Origin of the sequence: Tianweitania sp., assembly GCF_032053605.1 — a bacterium.
Classification (GTDB): Bacteria; Pseudomonadota; Alphaproteobacteria; order Rhizobiales; family Rhizobiaceae; genus Tianweitania.
Window position 1 is genome coordinate 30,904 of record NZ_DAMBUH010000005.1, and the last position, 19,737, is coordinate 50,640.

21 protein-coding genes are annotated in these 19,737 nt (G+C 61.6%); 13 read left to right on the forward strand and 8 right to left on the reverse strand.

All coding sequences use genetic code 11. The features are described from left to right. Positions 1 to 215 precede the first annotated feature (215 nt). Positions 216 to 440, forward strand: coding sequence for a hypothetical protein (locus tag RTX98_RS02540; protein ID WP_312794335.1), 225 nt, complete (start codon positions 216 to 218; stop codon positions 438 to 440). Here the strand turns inward: RTX98_RS02540 and dprA are convergent. The 4 genes from dprA to RTX98_RS02560 are packed head-to-tail and all read right to left on the reverse strand — an operon-like array spanning position 402 to position 4,427. Next, the gene (gene dprA / locus RTX98_RS02545; protein WP_312794337.1) at positions 402 to 1,559 is read right to left on the reverse strand and encodes a DNA-processing protein DprA; all 1,158 of its coding nucleotides are present in this window, start codon (positions 1,557 to 1,559) and stop codon (positions 402 to 404) included. The two genes, RTX98_RS02540 and dprA, sit on opposite strands and share 39 nt — an antisense overlap. Next, positions 1,556 to 2,167, reverse strand: coding sequence for a glycerol-3-phosphate 1-O-acyltransferase PlsY (plsY, locus tag RTX98_RS02550; protein ID WP_312794422.1), 612 nt, complete (start codon positions 2,165 to 2,167; stop codon positions 1,556 to 1,558). Before plsY ends, dprA begins: the two co-directional genes overlap by 4 nt. Positions 2,168 to 2,187: 20 nt before the next feature. Then, on the reverse strand, positions 2,188 to 3,471 hold the full coding sequence (locus tag RTX98_RS02555) for a dihydroorotase (protein WP_312794339.1): 1,284 nt from the start codon (positions 3,469 to 3,471) through the stop codon (positions 2,188 to 2,190). Continuing rightward, the gene (locus RTX98_RS02560) at positions 3,468 to 4,427 is read right to left on the reverse strand and encodes an aspartate carbamoyltransferase catalytic subunit (protein ID WP_312794341.1); all 960 of its coding nucleotides are present in this window, start codon (positions 4,425 to 4,427) and stop codon (positions 3,468 to 3,470) included. Before RTX98_RS02560 ends, RTX98_RS02555 begins: the two co-directional genes overlap by 4 nt. 139 nt (positions 4,428 to 4,566) lie before the next feature. Here RTX98_RS02560 and RTX98_RS02565 point away from each other — a divergent pair, with 139 nt between their 5' ends. After that, complete coding sequence (locus RTX98_RS02565) at positions 4,567 to 6,195, forward strand: acyl-CoA dehydrogenase family protein (RefSeq protein ID WP_312794343.1); 1,629 nt, start codon at positions 4,567 to 4,569, stop codon at positions 6,193 to 6,195. Positions 6,196 to 6,198: 3 nt separating this feature from the next. Here RTX98_RS02565 and ruvX read toward each other — a convergent pair whose 3' ends face one another. Further along, on the reverse strand, positions 6,199 to 6,663 hold the full coding sequence (gene ruvX, locus RTX98_RS02570) for a Holliday junction resolvase RuvX (protein WP_312794345.1): 465 nt from the start codon (positions 6,661 to 6,663) through the stop codon (positions 6,199 to 6,201). 68 nt (positions 6,664 to 6,731) lie between these two features. On the opposite strand from ruvX, the gene RTX98_RS02575 reads away from it, so the two are divergent. The 5 genes from RTX98_RS02575 (at position 6,732) to RTX98_RS02595 (ending at position 10,583) form a co-directional block, all read left to right on the forward strand. Further along, on the forward strand, positions 6,732 to 7,433 hold the full coding sequence (locus RTX98_RS02575; protein WP_312794347.1) for a metal-dependent hydrolase: 702 nt from the start codon (positions 6,732 to 6,734) through the stop codon (positions 7,431 to 7,433). Between the two features lie 82 nt (positions 7,434 to 7,515). After that, positions 7,516 to 7,803: an Asp-tRNA(Asn)/Glu-tRNA(Gln) amidotransferase subunit GatC gene (gene gatC, locus RTX98_RS02580; RefSeq protein ID WP_189502050.1), complete on the forward strand. Its 288-nt coding sequence runs from the start codon at positions 7,516 to 7,518 to the stop codon at positions 7,801 to 7,803. Positions 7,804 to 7,807: 4 nt separating this feature from the next. Beyond that, the gene (locus tag RTX98_RS02585) at positions 7,808 to 8,278 is read left to right on the forward strand and encodes a GNAT family N-acetyltransferase (RefSeq protein WP_312794354.1); all 471 of its coding nucleotides are present in this window, start codon (positions 7,808 to 7,810) and stop codon (positions 8,276 to 8,278) included. Next, positions 8,275 to 9,756, forward strand: a complete 1,482-nt coding sequence (gatA, locus tag RTX98_RS02590) for an Asp-tRNA(Asn)/Glu-tRNA(Gln) amidotransferase subunit GatA (protein WP_312794356.1) — start codon at positions 8,275 to 8,277, stop codon at positions 9,754 to 9,756. Before RTX98_RS02585 ends, gatA begins: the two co-directional genes overlap by 4 nt. 29 nt (positions 9,757 to 9,785) lie before the next feature. Further along, positions 9,786 to 10,583: a YdcF family protein gene (locus RTX98_RS02595; RefSeq protein ID WP_312794358.1), complete on the forward strand. Its 798-nt coding sequence runs from the start codon at positions 9,786 to 9,788 to the stop codon at positions 10,581 to 10,583. Here RTX98_RS02595 and RTX98_RS02600 read toward each other — a convergent pair. Next, positions 10,535 to 11,278 (reverse strand): DUF599 domain-containing protein, encoded by a 744-nt coding sequence (locus RTX98_RS02600; RefSeq protein ID WP_312794360.1) that lies wholly within the window; start codon positions 11,276 to 11,278, stop codon positions 10,535 to 10,537. The genes RTX98_RS02595 and RTX98_RS02600 overlap by 49 nt on opposite strands. A gap of 249 nt (positions 11,279 to 11,527) precedes the next feature. Continuing rightward, positions 11,528 to 11,788 carry a hypothetical protein gene (locus RTX98_RS02605; RefSeq protein WP_312794362.1) on the reverse strand — a complete coding sequence of 87 codons (261 nt, stop codon included), beginning with the start codon at positions 11,786 to 11,788 and terminating at the stop codon, positions 11,528 to 11,530. Between the two features lie 44 nt (positions 11,789 to 11,832). On the opposite strand from RTX98_RS02605, the gene RTX98_RS02610 reads away from it, so the two are divergent. The 3 genes from RTX98_RS02610 to RTX98_RS02620 all read left to right on the forward strand — a co-directional run bounded on the left by RTX98_RS02610 (position 11,833) and on the right by RTX98_RS02620 (position 14,668). After that, a complete protein-coding gene (locus RTX98_RS02610; RefSeq protein WP_312794364.1) occupies positions 11,833 to 13,236 on the forward strand; it encodes an L-serine ammonia-lyase in 1,404 nt (467 codons plus the stop codon). Positions 13,237 to 13,310: 74 nt separating this feature from the next. After that, positions 13,311 to 13,742 (forward strand): DUF1489 family protein, encoded by a 432-nt coding sequence (locus RTX98_RS02615; RefSeq protein ID WP_312794366.1) that lies wholly within the window; start codon positions 13,311 to 13,313, stop codon positions 13,740 to 13,742. 233 nt (positions 13,743 to 13,975) lie between these two features. Then, positions 13,976 to 14,668 (forward strand): DnaJ domain-containing protein, encoded by a 693-nt coding sequence (locus tag RTX98_RS02620; protein WP_312794368.1) that lies wholly within the window; start codon positions 13,976 to 13,978, stop codon positions 14,666 to 14,668. Between the two features lie 62 nt (positions 14,669 to 14,730). On the opposite strand, the gene RTX98_RS02625 is transcribed toward RTX98_RS02620, so the two are convergent. Next, complete coding sequence (locus tag RTX98_RS02625) at positions 14,731 to 16,131, reverse strand: D-alanyl-D-alanine carboxypeptidase (protein WP_312794369.1); 1,401 nt, start codon at positions 16,129 to 16,131, stop codon at positions 14,731 to 14,733. Between the two features lie 319 nt (positions 16,132 to 16,450). Between RTX98_RS02625 and clpS the strand changes: the two genes are divergently transcribed. The 3 genes from clpS to RTX98_RS02640 all read left to right on the forward strand — a co-directional run. Continuing rightward, entirely contained in the window at positions 16,451 to 16,810 is a 360-nt protein-coding gene (gene clpS, locus RTX98_RS02630; RefSeq protein ID WP_244641329.1) for an ATP-dependent Clp protease adapter ClpS, read from the forward strand. 8 nt (positions 16,811 to 16,818) lie between these two features. Further along, on the forward strand, positions 16,819 to 19,272 hold the full coding sequence (gene clpA / locus RTX98_RS02635) for an ATP-dependent Clp protease ATP-binding subunit ClpA (protein ID WP_312794372.1): 2,454 nt from the start codon (positions 16,819 to 16,821) through the stop codon (positions 19,270 to 19,272). Positions 19,273 to 19,406: 134 nt separating this feature from the next. Continuing rightward, positions 19,407 to 19,737 (forward strand): AzlC family ABC transporter permease (locus tag RTX98_RS02640; RefSeq protein ID WP_312794374.1); only part of this gene is annotated, 331 nt, incomplete at its 3' end.

Sequence of the window (19,737 nt, forward strand, 5' to 3'; positions counted from 1 at the left end):
CCGCAAGCTTCGTCAAATGGCTGTGGATCGATCCGGGGTCAAGTGCGGACCTCGCCTGCCTCATCCAACCTGATGCAACTTGAGGTGTACTGATGCATAGGTTGCAATCTACGGTTACGCTGATATAGTCACCGGACAAGAAGATGTCGTCCCTACCGTAAGCAAATGTGGGGAGCGGTCAGTTTCCTCACAATTGTTTATGCCGGGAGGGTTGAGTGGCGGATCTGGAACGTCTTGCGGGGCGGCCTAGCGAAACTCTCGAATATATTCAGTCTATGCTTGGGCAGTTGAGAAGCATGGCGCAGGCCGAGCGCTACGACCTCGTCGCCCACTATATCGAGATGGCTTATATTCAGGCTGGCGATACGGTCAAAGGCGAGCAGCCGCCTAGACTGGATGATCTATACGCCCGATTCGAGCAACGAAACAGCGTTGCCTGAGTGACGCTCGATGCGGCCCGCAAGTTGCAGCTCCAACAGCACGAACTGAACTTGCGCGGTCGATAGCTGCGTGTGACGGACGATCTCGTCGATGTCAGTTGGCACCGGCGAAAGACTCTCCAGCACACGGCTACGGCCATCATCATCGGGCTGCTCGGCATCGACCTCGATTGCAGCTACGGCTGCATCCGAAAGTGCTTCCTTGCGCCAGGAGCGCGGAGGCTGCACCTGCTCGCCAACCAGCGGCGCCAGAGCGCGGATGACATCGTCGGCTTCCGTGACAAGGGTGGCGCCGTCTTTCAGCAGGCCGTTCGAGCCGCCGCTGCGTTGATCGAGCGGTGAGCCGGGTACTGCGAAAACGAGGCGGCCTTGTTCGCCGGCCAGACGTGCGCTGATGAGCGAACCGGAGCGCTGGGCGGCTTCCACAACAACGAGACCATAGGACAGCCCGGCAATCAGGCGATTGCGGCGCGGGAAGTCGATCGCGCGTGGTGACCAGCCGAGCGGCATTTCGGAGATGAGGGCACCGCCCTGCTCGGCGATCGCGTTGGCGAGCGGGATGTTTTCGTTCGGGTAGGGCTTGTCCAAGCCGCCGGCGAAGACCGCGACTGTGCCGGTCTCGAGGCTGCCCCCATGGGCGGCGGTGTCGATGCCTCGGGCGAGGCCGGACACGATGGTGAAGCCTTGGCGGCCGATGTCGGTAGCGAGCATCCGCGCAATCTTGATGCCGGCAAGCGAAGCGTTGCGCGCGCCGACGATAGCGACGCCGGGACGCTTGAAGACATCGGTCGATCCTTTTACCGCCACCAGAGGCGGCGGATGATCGATCTGCTGCAACAGCGGCGGATAGTCGCTTTCACCGATGGCGATGAACTGGACGCCAAAGCGCTCGGCGAGTTCCAGTTCGCGTTCGGCTTCGCTGACGCTGGTGATCTTCAGGGGGCGCGTGGCGCCACCGCGACGCGTGAGACCGGGAAGCGCTTCCAGGGCTGCGTCGGCTGAACCGAAGCGGCTTACGAGCTGACGGAAGCTGGAAGGGCCGACATTGTCGCTGCGGATCAGGCGCAGCCAGGCAAGGCGCTGACGGTCGCTGAGCCGCCGCGGCTTAACCGTGGTCATCCCTTGCTGCCGATCCTGGACTCGGTGCCTGCCAAGAGACGGCTGATGTTTGCGCGATGTTTGACGAAGACGAAGACGGTCAGCAAGGCAAAGAGTTCGGCGACATAAGGCGCGCCTAGAATCCAGAGCGCGATGGGCACCGCCACTGCTGCAACCAAGGCGGCGAGTGACGAGTATTTGGTGATGGCTGCAACAACGAGCCAGACGACTGCGAAGACCAACGCGCCGGGAACAGCGAGCGCGATCAGCACGCCGAGATAGGTGGCGACACCCTTGCCGCCCTTGAAGCCGAGCCAGACAGGAAAGAGGTGGCCGAGAAAGGCACCGAAGCCGGCGACCAGGGCAGCGTCGGGAGCGTAGCGAGCGGCGAGCAGGACGGCGATGGCGCCCTTGAGGGCGTCGCCGAGCAGGGTGAGCGCAGCCAAGCCCTTGCGGCCGGTTCGCAGCACATTGGTTGCGCCAATATTGCCGGAGCCGATGTTGCGGACGTCACCCAGGCCGGCCATGCGCGTGATGATCACGCCGGATGGTATCGAGCCGAGCAGGTAACCGAAGAGCAGGGCAACGGCCAAGGCCGCCAGCGAAGACGTGAAAGCGGCTGGTTCCAGTATCGGCACGAAGATCCCCTTTAATGCTGGAAGACTGTGCGGCCCGCCACCACCGTTTGCAAGACCTTGCCCTGCAGCCGAGCGCCTTCAAAGCAGCTGTTTTTCGAGCGTGAATGCAGATCGGTTTCCGTGACGACCCATGGGTGATCGAGATCAACGACGATCAGGTCAGCTGGCGCACCAGGCTTCAGCGTGCCGCCGGGAAGGCCGAATATCTTTGCCGGCGCTGTGGAGAGGGCGTCGATCAAACGCAGAAGCGGAACCTGATCATTGTGGTGGAGACGCAGGGCTACCGCCAGCAAGGTTTCTAGGCCAACCGCGCCGATGGCGGCATCGGCGAAGGGCAGGCGCTTGGTGTCGACATCCTGCGGATCGTGCGAGGAGACGACGATATCGAGCGTGCCGTTCTTAAGCGCCTCGATCATGGCCAGACGATCATCCTCGTTGCGCAAGGGCGGTGCGAGGCGGAAGAAGGTGCGGTATTCGCCGACATCATGTTCGTTGAGCGCCAGCGAGTGGATCGCGACGCCAGCCGTGACGGACGCGCCGTCCTGCTTGGCACGGGACACCACTTCGGCAGACACAGCGGTGGAAATCTTGGCGGCGTGGTAGTTGGCGCGCGTGAGGCGGGCAAGGCGCAGGTCGCGCTCCAGCGGGATGATCTCGGCTTCGCGCGGGATGCCGCCGAGGCCAAGCCAGCTGGCATAAAGGCCTTCGTTCATGACTCCGCCTGAAAGGTGGGGGTCGGCGGTTTCATGTGCGATCACGGCGCCGAAATCGCGGGCATAGGTCATGGCGCGGCGCAGAACGGACGAGTCGGCAATGGTGTGGCGGCCATCGGTGAAGGCAACGGCGCCCGCATGACCCAACAGGCCGAACTCGATCATTTCCTGACCCTTCAATCCGCGCGTAATAGCGGCTGACGGATAGACATTGACGGCGGCATGATCGCGGGCAGCACGCAGCACGAACTCCACCAGCGCGACATCGTCGATCACCGGGTCGGTATCCGGCATGGTGATGATGGAGGTAACCCCGCCAGCAGCAGCTGCACGGCTGGCCGAAGCGATCGTTTCGCGATGCTCGCCCCCCGGCTCGCCGACAAAAACCCGTGAGTCGACCAAGCCCGGCATGATCGTCTTGCCGCGGCAATCGACGATCTCGGCGCCACCGGGGAAGCCCTGGTTTCGCGCCGAAGCACCGGCTGCCTGGATCTTGCCGTCGGCGACGATGACCGTGCCGATTTCGTCGAGGCTGCGGGAAGGGTCGATGATCCGCGCATCGGTGAAGACGGTGGTGGTCATGCGGCGGCCTCGTTCCGGCGTGGATCGAGCAGCGCCTGCATCACCGCCATGCGGACGGCAACGCCCATCTCGACTTGTTCCTGGATGACGCTTTGCGGACCGTCAGCAATCTCGGACGCGATCTCGACGCCGCGATTCATGGGACCGGGATGCATCACCAGCGCATCCGGTTTAGCGAGGCGAAGCTTGGCTTCATCAAGGCCGAAGAAGTGGAAATACTCGCGCACCGACGGCACGAAGGCGCCGGCCATGCGCTCGCGCTGGAGGCGCAGCATCATGACGACATCGGCATCCCGAAGGCCGTCTTCCATGCGGTTAAAGACATCGACGCTCATCTGGTGAATGCCTGATGGTAGCAGGGTCGAGGGCGCGATGACGCGGACCCGGGCGCCGAGCGCATTCAGCAGCAGGATGTTGGAGCGAGCGACGCGGGAATGCAGAACATCGCCGCAGATGGCGACGATCAGCTTCGAGAGGTCGCCTTTGGCACGTCGGATGGTCAGCGCGTCGAGCAGGGCTTGCGTTGGGTGCTCATGCGCGCCGTCGCCTGCATTGACCACAGAGCAACCCACCTTCTGCGCCAGAAGCGCTGCGGCGCCGGCTGCGGCGTGGCGGATGATCAGGATATCCGGCCGCATCGCGTTCAGCGTCATCGCCGTGTCGATCAGCGTTTCTCCCTTCTTCACCGAAGAGCTTGCCACCGACATGTTCATCACGTCGGCGCCAAGCCGTTTGCCGGCGAGTTCGAAGGACGACTGCGTCCGCGTCGAGGCTTCGTAGAAGAGATTGATCTGGGTGCGACCGCGAAGCGCCGACGTCTTCTTTTCCGACTGCCGCGATACGGCGACGGCGGCATCGGCGCGGTCGAGCAGCGACACGATGTCGGACGGAGACAGGTGCTGGATTCCCAGCAAATGGCGGTGCGGAAAGAGGGGAAAGGTTGCTTCTTCAGGCATCTTAAGGCCTCGCTATAGGCATGGCTTACCCCCTCGGCAAGCGCTCATCCACATGGCAATTGGTTCTCAACCGGGAATTTCTTCGCGCGCAAGCCCACCAACCGCTATAGATTCGCGTGGAATAGCCGAGGAAGCCGGTGTGACTCAGGACGACATGAACCAGCCCCCGATCTTCAGCGGCGGCAATGCCTGGCGCGGTGACCCGCTGCTCGTGCAGATCGCGGAAGAGTTTTCCGAGCCGGTTCGCGGGGAGTTGGACCAGCTCGGCCGCTTCGTGTTGTCGCCGGAAGCGCAGGAAACGGCACGGCTGGCGAACACCGAGGTGCCGAAGCTGCGGACGCATGATCGTCAGGGCCGGCGCGTCGATGTGGTCGATTTTCATCCCGCCTATCATGCGCTTATGCGCCGTTCGGTGGCGAATGGGCTGCATTCCTCGATCTGGGAAAATGGCGATGCGGAGGCCGGTCGCCGGCATCAGACCCGTGCGGCGCGCTTTTACCTGACAGCCGAATTGGAATGCGGCCATCTGTGTCCGCTAACCATGACCAGCGCGTCGCTTGCCGCGCTGATGGCATCGCCGGATCTTTTCCGCGAATGGGCGCCGCGCATCACGACGCGTCGTTACGACCAGTCGCAGAAGCCGCCGGTCGGAAAGGTCGGGCTGACGCTCGGCATGGGCATGACGGAAAAGCAGGGCGGCACGGATGTGCGCGCCAATCAAACCAGCGCCGAGCGGGCAGGCGGCAACTTTTATCGTCTCACCGGCCATAAGTGGTTCATGTCGGCGCCAATGTCCGACGCCTTCCTCATGCTGGCGCAGGCTCCGGAAGAGCTGAGCTGTTTTCTGGTGCCGCGCATCCTTGGCGATGGTTCTTCGAACGGGCTTCACTTCCAGCGCTTGAAGGACAAGCTGGGTAACCGGTCGAATGCCTCGTCGGAAGTGGAGTTCGCGGGAACACTGGGCGAGATTGTCGGCGAACCGGGCGCCGGTCTGCGGACCATCATGGATATGGTGACGCTGACCCGCCTGGATTGCGCAGTGGCGTCATCCGGCCTGATGCGGGCGGGTCTTTCCGAGGCCGTGCATCACACGCGTCACCGGACCGTGTTCGACAAGGCGCTGATCGACCAGCCGCTGATGGTTCGCGTGCTGGCCGACATGGCGCTGGATGTGGCGGCCGCAACCGCGCTGTCGTTCCGCCTGGCGCGCTCGTTCGACGAGGCTGCCAACGATCGCGGCGAGGCAGCATTTGCGCGGGCCATGACGCCGGTCGTCAAATACTGGGTCTGCAAGGTTGCGCCGGCGCTGCTTTATGAAGCGATGAAGTGCATGGGCGGCATCGGCTATGTCGAGGAAGGACCGTTGGCGCGCTATTACCGCGAAGCGCCGGTCAACGCGATCTGGGAAGGCTCGGGCAATGTCATGGCGCTGGATGTGTTGCGGGTTCTGCGCCGCGCCCCTGCCTTGTTCGAGGATGTGTTTGCCGGCATTGAGCGGGATCTTGGGCCAAGCGGCCGGGGCACGATCGATGTGCTGCGCGCCGCCACGCATGTCGCGCTTTCGGATGAAGCCTCAGCAAGGTTGCTGGCCGAGCAGCTGGCGCTGTCCGCTGCTGCGGCTGAGTTGCGGCGCATGGGGGCAGGGCGCATCGCCGATGCCTTCATCGAAACGCGCCTTGGCGGGCAATGGCGCAGCACCTATGGCATGCTGAACGCGCGCCATGATGCGCGGCTGATCGTCGACACGCTTTATCCGGAAGCAGGCTGACGGCTAGAGTAAAGCCTGCAGCCGATCCAGAGCGCCTTGCAGAATGAAGGCGGCGGCGGCCGAATCGATGCGCTCGTCGCGTTTGGCGCGCGACACATCCATGCCGATCAAGGCACGTTCGGCGGCGACGGTCGACAGCCGTTCGTCCCACAGGATGAAGGGGACGGAGGTCAGCTTGTCCATGTTGCGGACAAACGCTTTGGTAGCCTGGGCGCGCGGGCCTTCGCTGCCGTCCATATTCAGCGGCAGCCCGATGACGGCGGCTTCAACCTCGTCGCCGAAAGCGGCAAGCAGCATCTGCGCATCCTGGCCGAACTTCTTGCGCGTGATGACTTTCCGTGGATGCGCAAAGGCGAGCGAGCGATCGGAAATAGCGACGCCGATTGTCTTGGTGCCGAGATCAAGCCCCGCTATCGTGCGGCCCGGCTGGTGTAGGGACGCGAAGGCTTCGATGGTCAGGACCGGCATAAGAGCGTCCTCTTGCCCCGCCTGGACCCGCCACTATCCTTCTGGCCCACAGACACAAAGGACTTGATATGGAACTGACGTGGTACGGGCATTCGGCCTTCAAGATCAAAGCCGGCGGCGCCAGCATTCTCATCGATCCCTTCCTGACCGGAAATCCTTCCTGGAACAAGGGCTGGCAGGAAGTGGCCGAAGGTGTGACGCATGTTCTGCTCACGCACGGCCATAATGATCATGTCGGCGACGCAGCCGAGATTGCCAACGCTACGGGTGCGATGCTCGTCGCCAATCCGGAACTCTGCGGCTTCATGGCGGGCAAGGGCGTGGAAAACGTCAATCCTGGCAATCATGGTGGCACGCTGGATTGCAACGGTTTCACCGTCACCTTCGTCAACGCGCTGCATTCCTCCGCCTACACGCTAGAGAATGGCGAGAACGTCTATCTCGGCAATCCGGCCGGACTGGTGCTGCATTTCGAGAACGAACCGACGCTCTACCATATGGGCGACACGGACATCTTCGGCGACATGGCGCTGATCAACGAACTGCACCAACCCGAGATCGGCCTCGTGCCGATTGGTGACCGTTTCACGATGGGCGGCGCAGTTGCGGCTCTTGCCTGCCGGCGCTTCTTCAACTTTCGTACCGTCGTACCTTGTCATTACGCGACCTTCGGGCTGCTCGACCAAAGCGCCGAGACATTCGATGCAGGCATGGCCGACTCGGATGTGGCAGTGCTGATCCCCACAATCGGCGAGCCGGTTCAGGTCTGATCCCTCAGCAGGCTTGGGTTGCACGCCCAAGCCTGCACCGGTATAGCGCGGAGACTCCAACACCAGCCGCCGGAGACGAGTTATGTCGGTCGATGTCGATACAGTAACGCGCGTCGCGCGCCTTGCCCGCATTGCGGTCACGGCCGAAGACGCCGAGCGCATGACCGGCGAGCTCAACACGATCCTTGGCTTTGTCGAGCAACTCAATGAGGTCGACGTGTCTGGCGTCGAGCCCATGACCTCGGTGATCCCAACCAGCATGCGCCGCCGTGAAGATGCGGTGACCGATGGCAGCAAGGCTGCCGATGTCGTTGCCAATGCGCCCGCGACGGAAGAGAATTTCTTCATGGTGCCGAAGGTCATCGAGTAGGCGAATGGCCGTTTCGCTCGCCATCGAAACACCGCTGCAGGGCGACGTGCGTGCGCTCGTCGCAGAGCTGAACGCGACGATGATCCCGCTGACGCCGCCTGAGTTCCAGTTTCAGATGACCGTCGAGCAGATGGCTGATCCTGCGGTTACCCTGGTGGTGGCACGGAATGAAGCTGGCGAGGCTGTCGGTATGGGCGCGATCAAGGATTGCGGCGATGGCTCGGCCGAGGTGAAGCGGATGTTCACGCGCCCCGCCGTGCGTGGCGAGCGTGTCGGCAAGGCGGTCCTCGCCAAGCTCGAAGAGCTCGCGCGCGAAAAGAACCTGACGAGCCTCGTGCTTGAAACCGGAGAAGCGGAAGGGTTTGAGCCCGCCTACCGCATCTATGAACGCAGTGGCTTCACGCGCTGCGGCCGTATTCTCGATTATCCCGATGCCGGCCATAACCGGTTCTATGAAAAGAAGCTTGTTCCATGAGCGACCTGACCAAACTGACCATCGCGGAAGCCCGCGCCAAGCTTGATGCCCGCGAATTTACCGCGCTGGAACTGACCGACGCTTATCTCGGTGCGATCGATGCGGCGAACGAGACCTTCAACGCCTATGTCGCGGTGACGCATGACAAGGCGCGTGAGATGGCGAAGGCGTCGGATGCACGCATCGCTGCCGGGCAGGCGGGCGCGCTGGAAGGCATTCCGTTGGGTATCAAGGATCTGTTCGCCACCGAAGGCGTACATACGCAGGCGGCCAGCCACATCCTCGACGGCTTCAAGCCGCGCTACGAATCGACGGTAACGGTGAACCTTTGGGCCGAAGGCGCGGTGATGCTCGGCAAGCTCAACATGGACGAGTTTGCGATGGGGTCGTCCAACGAGACGAGCTACTACGGTCCGGTCAAGAACCCGTGGCGTGCCAAGGGTTCGAACACGGATTTAGTGCCGGGCGGCTCGTCGGGTGGCTCGGCTGCAGCCGTTGCAGCCTGGCTCTGCGCTGGTGCGACTGCGACGGATACGGGCGGCTCGATCCGGCAGCCGGCGGCGTTCACGGGAACGGTTGGCATCAAGCCGACCTATGGCCGCTGTTCGCGCTGGGGTACGGTGGCCTTCGCTTCGTCACTGGATCAGGCTGGACCAATCGCACGTGACGTGCGCGATGCGGCGATCCTGCTGAAGTCCATGGCTTCGGTGGACCAGAAGGACGCGACTTCGGTTGATCTGCCCGTGCCGGATTATACGGCGGCACTCGGCCAGTCGCTGAAGGGCATGAAGATCGGCATTCCCCACGAATATCGCGTCGAGGGAATGCCCGAAGAGATCGAAACGCTTTGGCAGCAGGGCATTGCCTGGCTGAAGGATGCCGGCGCCGAGATCGTCGACATCACCTTGCCGCATACGAAGTACGCGCTGCCGGCCTACTACATCGTGGCGCCGGCCGAAGCCTCGTCCAATCTCGCGCGCTATGACGGCGTTCGCTACGGTTTGCGGGTGCCGGGCAAGGACATCACGGACATGTATGAGCAGACACGCGCCGCCGGTTTCGGCCGCGAGGTGAAGCGCCGCATCATGATCGGCACCTATGTTCTGTCGGCCGGTTATTACGATGCCTATTACGTGCAGGCGCAGAAGGTCCGTACGCTGATCAAGCGCGATTTCGAGACCGTCTTTGCGGATGGCGTCGATGCGATCCTGACGCCGGCGACGCCGTCTTCGGCGTTCGGTATTGCTGATCAGGATATGGCTGCCGATCCCGTGAAGATGTATCTCAACGACATCTTCACGGTGACAGTAAACATGGCTGGGCTGCCCGGCATTGCCGTGCCTGCGGGTCTCGACCACAAGGGCTTGCCGCTCGGACTGCAACTGATTGGCAAGCCGTTCGAAGAAGAAACGTTGTTCCGCACCGCGCATGTCATCGAGAAAGCCGCCGGCCGGTTCGAAGCGCCCAAGTGGTGGTGAGAGGCTCCCGAGTCGGATAAAGGGCGGCAATGTTCTTCCTTGCCGCCAAGATCTTCTGGTTCCTCCTTCAGCCGATCAACCTGATCGGCATCCTGCTCCTGTTGGCGCTGATCGCCACGGCCATGCGGTGGCGGAGGCTTAGCCTGTTCACGACCACCATCGCCTTCCTTGTGGTCGCGCTGTCGGCGTGGTCGTCGATTGGCCCCGTCATGCTGCGGCCCCTGGAAGATCGGTTCGCTCGGCCCAACCCTGCGCCGCAAACGATCGCCGGCATCATTATGCTCGGCGGCGGGATGGAAGGCGCGATCAACCTCAAGCGTGGTGGCTATGAGTTGAACGCTGGCGGCGACAGGCTGGTCGAGACCGCCGTTCTTGCTCGCCGTTATCCCGAAGCACGGATCGTGCTGTCCGGCGGCAATGGCTCGCTGGTGCTGGAAGGCGAGGGCGACGCGGACTCGGCGCCGCGCCTGCTTGAAGGTCTCGGTGTTGCGCGGGAGCGGCTGGTGCTTGAAAACAAGTCACGTGACACGTTCGAGAATGCTGTGTTCAGCCGCGAAATGGTTCAGCCCAAAGCCGGCGAAACGTGGCTGCTGGTCACCTCGGCCTTTCACATGCCGCGCTCGATGGCGCTATTCCGCAAAGCTGGATTCGATGTTGTGCCGTGGCCGGTCGATTATCGCACACGTGGTGACGAAATGCCGGGGCGGGCCACGGACAATCCCCTGGACTCGCTTTCCGCGACGACGATCTCCTTGCGCGAATGGATCGGCCTTGTGGCCTATTGGCTTTCAGGCCGGATCGATTCTCCGCTGCCTGGACCCGCTTGATCGCTCAGAATCGTTCGGCGCGCTTCCGAGAAGAACTGACGGCGCAGTAACACGACGACCACCAGCAGGCTGCTGAGCGCGAAGATCAACGGGCTGATGAACCAGCCGAGATAGCCTATCGAAAAGAAAATTCCCCGGAGGCCCGCATTGAAGTGCTTGCCCGCGAGGATGTTGATGCGCGCCGCGCGGTTGATCGCAGCATCGAAGGCTCGTCGATCTTGTTCTGCCTCCATTGCCGGAGGGACGGCGCCGAACAGGATCGAGCAGTAATTGAACAGGCGATACGACCAGGCGAACTTGAAGAAGGAATAGGCGAAGAGGCAGCACAAGCCGATGATCTTGAACTCGAACACGCCGCGTTCCGGCGCGTGAATGAAGGGGATCTCGCTGAGAACGCTCAGCACCTGCTGCGTTTGGCCAATCAGCGCAAAGCAGCCGCCGAGTGCGAAGAGCGAGGTTGAGGCAAAAAAGCCTGTGCCGGTTTGCAGTCCGGCCATGATGCTGGTGTCGATCATGCGCAGCTCGCGCCGAGCCATGGTTTCGATCCAGATCCGACGCTGGCGGTTCATGGCGACGTTGAGGGACGGGCGGTGAAAAACATGGCCACCCACCGCGGCGCCGTAGAACGCCCACAGCGCAGCAAAAAACAGCAGGGCTGCCGTATCATAGGACGTGAGGGGGATGGCTCGATGCATGACTGTTTCGATCTGACGATGTTTGCTGCCCAAGATGCCTAGATTCGGCCGCAGGCGTTAGAAGATGATGAACGCCGCGGAGCGCCTAAGTGCCTGACAAGATTAGAGTGGTGCGATGAGGCACGCCATTCGTGCCTTGTTGATGCCTCATTCTGCATTGCGGTAGCGTTGTTGATCGGCTAATCGGACGCGGCGGACGAGCGCCACTGAGCCTCCGCGACGATGAACAGCATGGATCAATATGGACGATCATGAGCAGAAATCCTGCTGGGGCCTTACGGTCAAAGCAGTTCTTGGATTTATCGTGATGATGGCTTTGAGCTGGCTGATCATGGGTGCAGAATCCGGATCGGTGATAGCTTCAGCGGGCTGAACGCGAAAATTATTTGCAATCGGTTCTTGAGGGGGCGCAGCGATGCGTCCCTTTTTTGTTGGGCGGCGGCAATGTCGCGTCCGGATCATGCAAAGTCGGTTGGCAGAAGGTGCGATGCGCTTGGTGAGCGCATGCATTACACTCTCGCAATCGCCCGCGATCAGCACGATATTGAGGCACGATGTTTCTTTCCGTCTTCGACCTCTACAAAATCGGTATTGGCCCTTCGAGCTCGCATACGATGGGGCCGATGACGGCTGCCGCGCGCTTCCTCGAGGAGCTGCAGAGCGGTGATTGGCCGCGTCCGGCAAACGCGAGGGTCAGTCGCCTTGCGGTCAGCCTGCATGGATCGCTGGCGTTTACCGGGGTTGGGCACGGCACCGACCGCGCGGTGATTCTCGGCCTCGCCGGCTTCATTCCAACCACCGTGGATCCCGACCAGACTGACGCCATCCTTGAGCGTGTGGCGACCGAGAAGCGTGTGCATCCGGCCGGGCACGGCGAGGGGTACCGCTTCGATCCGAAGGCCGACCTGGTTCTGGACAAGAAAGTGCCTTTGCCTGGACACGCCAACGGCATGGCCTTCAACGCCTTCGATGGGGATGATCGCCTGCTGTTGAGGCGGATCTATTATTCGATCGGCGGCGGGTTCGTGGTTTCCGAAGAAGAGCTGCAGCGCTTGAAGTCGACCTCTGGCTCGGCTTCCGGGCCGCGCGTGCCATACCCTTTTCGCAATGCGGCTGAGATGCTGGCGATGGCCAAGCGCAGCGGTCTGTCGATTGCCGAGATGAAGCGCGCTAACGAGGAAATCCATCTGTCGCGCGCGGAACTGGATGACGGGCTCGACCGGGTCTGGGGCGCAATGCAGGGCTGCATTGAGCGCGGCCTGTCCAAGGAAGGCATCATGCCCGGCGGGTTGAAGGTGAAGCGCCGCGCTCGCCAGTTGCATGATCGGTTGCAGGAGGAATGGCGGCAGAACCGGCCGAATCCGCTGTTGGCCAATGATTGGCTCTCGATCTATGCAATGGCCGTGAACGAGGAGAATGCCGCGGGCGGGCGTGTGGTGACCGCGCCTACGAATGGTGCGGCCGGCGTCGTTCCGGCGGTGATGCGTTATTGGCTGCACTTCTATCCCGAAGCCGACCAGAACGACATCCGCACCTTCCTGCTGACTTCGGCAGCCGTAGGCGGAATCATCAAGCACAATGCCTCGATCTCGGGCGCAGAAGTCGGGTGCCAAGGCGAGGTGGGTTCCGCTTCAGCCATGGCCGCCGCTGGATTGGCGGCGGTAATGGGCGGGACGCCGGAGCAGATCGAAAATGCGGCTGAGATCGCGTTGGAGCATCACCTCGGCATGACCTGCGACCCCGTGGGCGGGTTGGTGCAGGTGCCCTGCATCGAGCGGAATGCGCTGGGTGCGGTGAAGGCGGTGACGGCTGCGTCGCTGGCGATCAAAGGCGACGGGACGCATTTCGTGCCGCTCGATGCAGCCATCGAGACGATGCGCCAGACCGGCCTCGACATGAACGAGCGCTACAAGGAAACCAGCCAGGGCGGTCTCGCCGTTAACGTGGTGGAGTGCTGAAACTTCCGCTGCGTCCCTGTGGAGAACCTTGTTCCACCGATTTGATGCCACAATCGGCAGGCGTATGAAACGGTATGGCTCTCCACATCCTGAAGCTCTGCGTCGGCGTCGACACGGTTGAAGACCTTGAAGCCTGGATTACGCATATCCGCGCCGAGCGTGCGCGCGATGGGCACGAGCATCATTTCCATACGACTCGCATGGTGCCGCAACGGAAGCCCGAAGTCCTCGAAGGCGGGTCGATCTACTGGGTGATCAAGGGCACCGTACAATGCCGGCAGCGCTTGGTGGGCATCGAACCCTTCACTGATGGTCAGGGGATCGGCCGTTGCCGGTTGATGCTTGATCCAGAGGTTGTTCGAACGCATTGGCAGCCTCGCCGCCCATTTCAAGGCTGGCGCTACCTCAAGCCGGATGATGCACCTGAGGACCTCGCTGGGTCTAACGAGCTGGCCGAAATGCCGCCTAAGCTGCGGCTGGAGCTGGCTGAGCTGGGGCTGCTTTAGTTCTCCAGCGTTGGCGCCTCGCAGATCAAACAAGATTGAATGGTGCGGATCGGGTAACGTCTCGCCCTTGTCTCCTGCCGCCCGCCGTCTCATCTCTAAAGAATGAGCGCGAGCACACAGGCCGGAGCTATCCGGCAGCTTGATCCATCCGGTGGTTCAGACCCGAACGATCCTGCAGATCCCGCTGGGCGGTTTGATATCACTTTCGAGCGCTTGCGGCGGATCGGATGCCTATGAGCGTCTTGATCGGATTATCGGCGTTCGCCTTGCTTGCCGTGGCGACAGCCGTGCTCTTGCAGATGGATGCTGGCCGACTTGCGCGTGTCATCCGGGTGGGCGGACCTGCGGTGCTGGCCGTCCTCGGTATCGGATTGGTTTTGCTTGGAAGTGCTGCATCCGGTGGCATCATGCTGTCGGTGGCGGGTGCCTGGTTTCTGGCAGGCCGACGAGGCCGAAGCCGCAAAGCTCTACCGGGAGGTCGTTCGATTGTTCGGACCGCTGCGCTCGAAATGGAGCTTGATCATGATAGCGGAGCGCTTGAAGGACAGGCGCTTGCCGGGACCTATGAAGGCCAGCTCCTCGGCACTTTGGATCTGACTGCGCTGCTTTTTCTTCTGAAGGAGGTTCGCAGCGACAGTGAAAGCGTTCGGCTTCTAGAAGCGTATCTTGATAGCCGCTTCGCCGCCTGGCGCCTGCACATGAAGCCGGACATGGACGCGCGGGCTGGACGCACGCCAGGAGCGGGCGCCATGAGCAAGGAGGAGGCCTACAAGGTCCTTGGTCTTGAAGCGACTGCGACCACGGCTGACATCCGCCATGCTCATCGCCGCCTGATGCAGCGGTTGCATCCCGACCGCGCCGGCTCGACCTTCCTGGCCGCGCGGATCAACGAAGCGAAGGACGTCCTGCTCTCTCACCATAACTAAATTCCATCAACGCGATACAAAGAGGGGAGCCGGCAACAGACCGGCTGTTGTTCCAAGAGGGTCTACTGCTCGATGGCGTAGCAGGGGATCTGCTTCTTCTTCAGGGCGCTGCAGGTTTCCCATGCTTCGTCCTTGGAACCGTAGCCGCCGAAGCGGGCGCGGTAGTAGGTGGTGCCGCCCTTCGTGAAGGTTTCGGTAAAGGCGGCGTCGGCCGAGAGGATCCCGGTCGCCTTGCTGGCGATCCGCGTCAGGGTGGACTGCGCTTCGCCAGCTGAGGTCAGCGAGGCCACCTGGATGGCCCAGCCGGCACTCCGCGAGTTGGTGTTGGCCTGGATAGACGCAACAGACGAGGTGGAAGCCGTAGCGACGGGGTCGATCGAGGCTGCAACGACAGCGGCGGAACGCGCAACGCTTTCCTTCAAACGAGCCGTCTTTTCGGTTTCCACGGATGCAACCTGAAGATCCGGCTTCACTTTGGCTTCCGCCAGAACCTGCTCAACCACGGAGGCGCCTGGACGATCTATTGGCATCGGTGCGTCTGTGTGCGGAAGGGCTGCGGCATAGGCCTGAACAACCGGCTCGTCGGTGTTGCCACGGGCGACCAAAAGACCGGTGCTGCGGGTTGATGCCTTGGGCAGGTAGGTCTTGATCAACTGCGCCATCTGGTTGTCGCGTGCCGCACCCGAAGTGCCGCCCATGACAACGGCAACCAGCTTGCGATCGCCATCCTTGACCGAGGTCACGAGGTTGAAGCCGGACGCGTTGACGTAGCCGGTCTTGATGCCGTCGACGCCCTTGATGCGGCCGAGCAGGCGATTGTGACCGTTGATGGTCTGCTTGCCGAGCTTGAAGGAGGTCGTGGAGAAATAGGGGTAATATTTCGCATGATGCTCGCGCAGCGCGATGCCAAGGGTGGCCATGTCGCGTGCGGTGGTGCGCTGGTTTGGGTCCGGCAGGCCGGACGCGTTGCGGAACGTGGTGTTGTCCATGCCCAGGCTGCGAGCCTTGGCAGTCATCATGCGCGCGAAATTGGCTTCGGTCCCGCCGATCAGTTCGCCGAGCGCCGCGGCCGCATCGTTCGCCGACTTGGTAATCAACGAAAGAACCGCTTCTTCAACGGTAACCGAACCGCCGGGGCGGATGCCGATCTTCGTGGGCGGGCGGGCCGCCGCATATTTGGAGAAGGGCACGCGTGAATCGAGCCGGATGCGGCCTGCCTTCAGCGCATCGAAAACGAGGTAGAGCGTCATCATCTTGGTCAGCGACGCGGGATAACGCGAACCGTCCGCGCTGGACGAATACAGCGTCTTGCCGGTGTTCGCATCCACGACGATCGCGGCATAACGAGGATTGGAAGCAGCCTGTGCAGCGACGGCTCCCAGTGACAGCACGGTCAATGCGACCAGCGTTGCCTTGGCAGTTTGGCAGAAAGCGGAGAGGAGGCTTGCCGGTGTCTGACGCACGGATACACCCTTCGGTTAGTCTTTTGATTGGCGGGCGTGGCCGAAATGTCAGCCACAAGGAAATACGCTAGAGGTAGGTGGTTACGAAAGCCTTTAGGGTAACCGGATCGTTGACGCGTTCTGACGGTTTAAAGTCGAATTGCGCTCCAACCCTCTTTTCGACCTTTTCGTGTCAGGAGTGAGTTGCCATCTGCCGGAGATGCATGACGCCGGGGCAGAGCCCATATTGTCAGCGCAAAAGAAGGTCTTAAAATCGTACGTCTTCGCACCTACATTCGGATTGAGCGATAGACAGGACTCAGGGGCATAGCGCGTGACGATGGGTGGGAACGCCGAGCGGCGTTTGGCACGAATGCAGGCACAAGACAGCGGCAACGGGCCGGGTCGCAGCACTGCGGTTATTACCCGCACGCGTGCCAAGACAAAGAAGCCCAATCTCTACCGGGTCCTGATCCTCAACGACGACTACACGCCGATGGATTTCGTCGTCCATATTCTCGAGCGGTTCTTCCAGAAGGACCAGGAGGCGGCAACCCGCATCATGCTTCACGTCCATAATCACGGCGTGGGTGAATGTGGGGTCTATACTTTCGAGGTGGCCGAGACCAAAGTGTCACAGGTCATGGACTTTGCCCGTCAGCACCAGCATCCGCTGCAATGCGTGATGGAGAAGAAGTGAGGTACTAAATGCCGGCTTTCTCCCAAGGCCTAGAAAAGGCGCTTCACCAGGCGCTTACGTTCGCCAATGAGCGGCATCATGAATATGCCACGCTCGAGCATCTTCTGCTGGCGCTGATCGACGATGGCGATGCGGCTGCCGTGATGCGGGCTTGCAACGTCGATGTCGATGATCTCAAGCAGACGGTGCTAACCTATATCGACACCGAACTCGACAATCTTATTACTGGTTATGACGAGGACTCCAAGCCGACGGCCGGGTTCCAGCGCGTGATCCAGCGGGCCGTCATTCACGTCCAGTCGTCCGGCCGTGAAGAAGTGTCCGGCGCCAACGTGCTCGTTGCGATCTTTGCCGAGCGCGAAAGCCATGCCGCCTACTTCCTGCAAGAACAGCAGATGACCCGCTACGACGCGGTCAACTACATAAGCCACGGCATCGCCAAGCGGGCAGGGGCAAGCGAGTCGCGTCCGCCACGTGGCGCCGAGGATGAGCAGACCGGCGCTCCGGGCGCTGAGGGCGAAGAGGGCGGCAAGAAAAAGCAGCAGCAGGATGCGTTGACGGCTTACTGCGTCAACCTCAACGTTAAGGCCAAGGGCGGCAAGATCGATCCGCTGATCGGCCGCGAAAACGAGATCAACCGGACTATCCAGGTCCTTTGCCGTCGTTCCAAGAACAACCCGCTTTATGTGGGCGATCCCGGTGTCGGCAAGACGGCCATTGCCGAAGGTCTCGCCAAGCGGATCGTTGAAGGCAAGGTGCCGAGCGCACTTGCCGATGCCACGATCTTCTCGCTGGACATGGGAACGCTGCTGGCCGGCACACGTTATCGCGGTGACTTCGAAGAGCGGCTGAAGCAGGTTGTGAAGGAACTCGAAGAGTATCCAGGCGCCGTGCTGTTCATCGATGAGATCCACACCGTGATTGGTGCTGGCGCAACGTCGGGTGGCGCGATGGATGCCTCGAACCTCCTGAAGCCGGCTCTGTCGTCGGGAGCGATCCGTTGCATCGGCTCCACCACCTATAAGGAGTTCCGCCAGTTCTTCGAAAAGGATCGCGCCCTCGTTCGCCGGTTCCAGAAGATCGACGTGAACGAGCCGACGGTGGATGACACGATCGCCATCATGAAGGGTCTGCGGCCCTACTATGAGGACTTCCACAAGGTGAAGTTCACCTCCGACGCGATCAAGGCGGCGGTGGAGCTGTCGGCTCGCTACATCAACGACCGCAAGCTGCCGGACAAAGCGATCGACGTGATCGACGAAACCGGTGCTTCGCAGATGCTGCTGCCGGAAAACAAGCGCAAGAAGACGATTACCGTAAAGGAGATCGAAGCCACGATCGCCACCATGGCGCGCATCCCGCCGAAGACGGTTTCGGCCGATGACGAGCAGGTGCTGGCCGGGCTGGAAGTCGAGCTCAAGCGCGTGGTTTATGGTCAGGACACGGCGATCACCGCTTTGTCTTCGGCGATCAAGCTTGCTCGTGCAGGCCTGCGTGAACCGGAGAAGCCTATCGGGTCCTACCTGTTCTCGGGTCCGACGGGCGTCGGCAAGACCGAAGTTGCCAAGCAGTTGGCTGCTTCGCTCGGCTGCGAGCTGCTGCGTTTCGATATGTCGGAATATATGGAGCGTCACACGGTAAGCCGTTTGATCGGCGCACCTCCCGGCTATGTCGGCTTCGACCAAGGCGGTCTGCTGACCGATGGCGTCGATCAGCATCCGCATTGTGTACTGTTGCTCGACGAGATCGAAAAGGCGCATCCAGATCTGTTCAACATCCTGTTGCAAGTCATGGATCATGGACAGCTGACGGATCACAACGGCAAGAAGATCGACTTCCGCAACGTGATCCTGATCATGACCACCAACGCGGGTGCGGCTGATGCGGCGCGTGCGGCGATCGGCTTCGGCTCTTCGAAGCGGGAGGGCGATGATGTGGAAGCGATCAATCGCCTGTTCACACCGGAATTCCGCAACCGTCTCGATGCGATCATCCCGTTCGGCTCTCTGCCGGTGCCGGTGATCCACCAGGTCGTGCAGAAGTTCGTGATGCAGCTGGAATCGCAGCTGTCGGAGCGCGGCGTGACCTTCGACCTGTCGGAAGAGGCAATCGCCTGGCTGGCTGACAAGGGCTATGATGAACGCATGGGCGCGCGTCCGCTTGGGCGCGTCATCCAGGAGAACATCAAGAAGCCGCTGGCGGATGAAGTTCTGTTCGGCAAGCTGAAAAACGGCGGCACGGTTCGTGTCTCGGTCGAAGATGCCGATGGCAAGAAGAGCCTGAAGCTGGAAACGCTGGCTGGCGAGCTGCCGGTCAAGCCGAAAAAGGAAGCTGAAGCGAAGGCTCTTAAGCGGGCAAGGAAGCCTGTGGCAAAAAAGGACGTGCCGCAGGAAATGGCGGAAGACGAGAAGAAGTCGCCCGGCAAGCGCAGCCTCGTTCCACAGCTTCCACGCAAGAACTAAGCTCGCATCCTCTCTACAAAGTCAGAGCGCGCGGATCACACCGCGCGCTTTTTGTTTTTGCAGGCGATCCTGCATGGCGCAGTTGAAGACGAACATGTCATACAGGACCACAAGCAACTATAGAGGATGCAGGCATGGAGGCTCTGGATGAAGCGCGTGAAGATGCCGCCTTTCACTGGTATCTTCGGGGTGTACGATCAGCCTACTCCATCCCCGGCTTCATCCTGATGAGTTCCTTCGTCGGCTTCAGCGCTTTGGCCAAAGCCGCCGGGGTCGGACTGTGGGCGAGCGTGTTCATGACGGGGATCGTCTGGGCCTTGCCTGCACAGGTCGTGCTCGTAGGCGCGATCATTGCCGGCAACTCGCTGGCAGCGGCCGCTTTTGCCGTGGCGTTGTCCTCGGTGCGCCTGACGCCAATGGTGGTGGCGATCGTCCCTGAGATGCGCGGACCAAGAACGCGTCCGA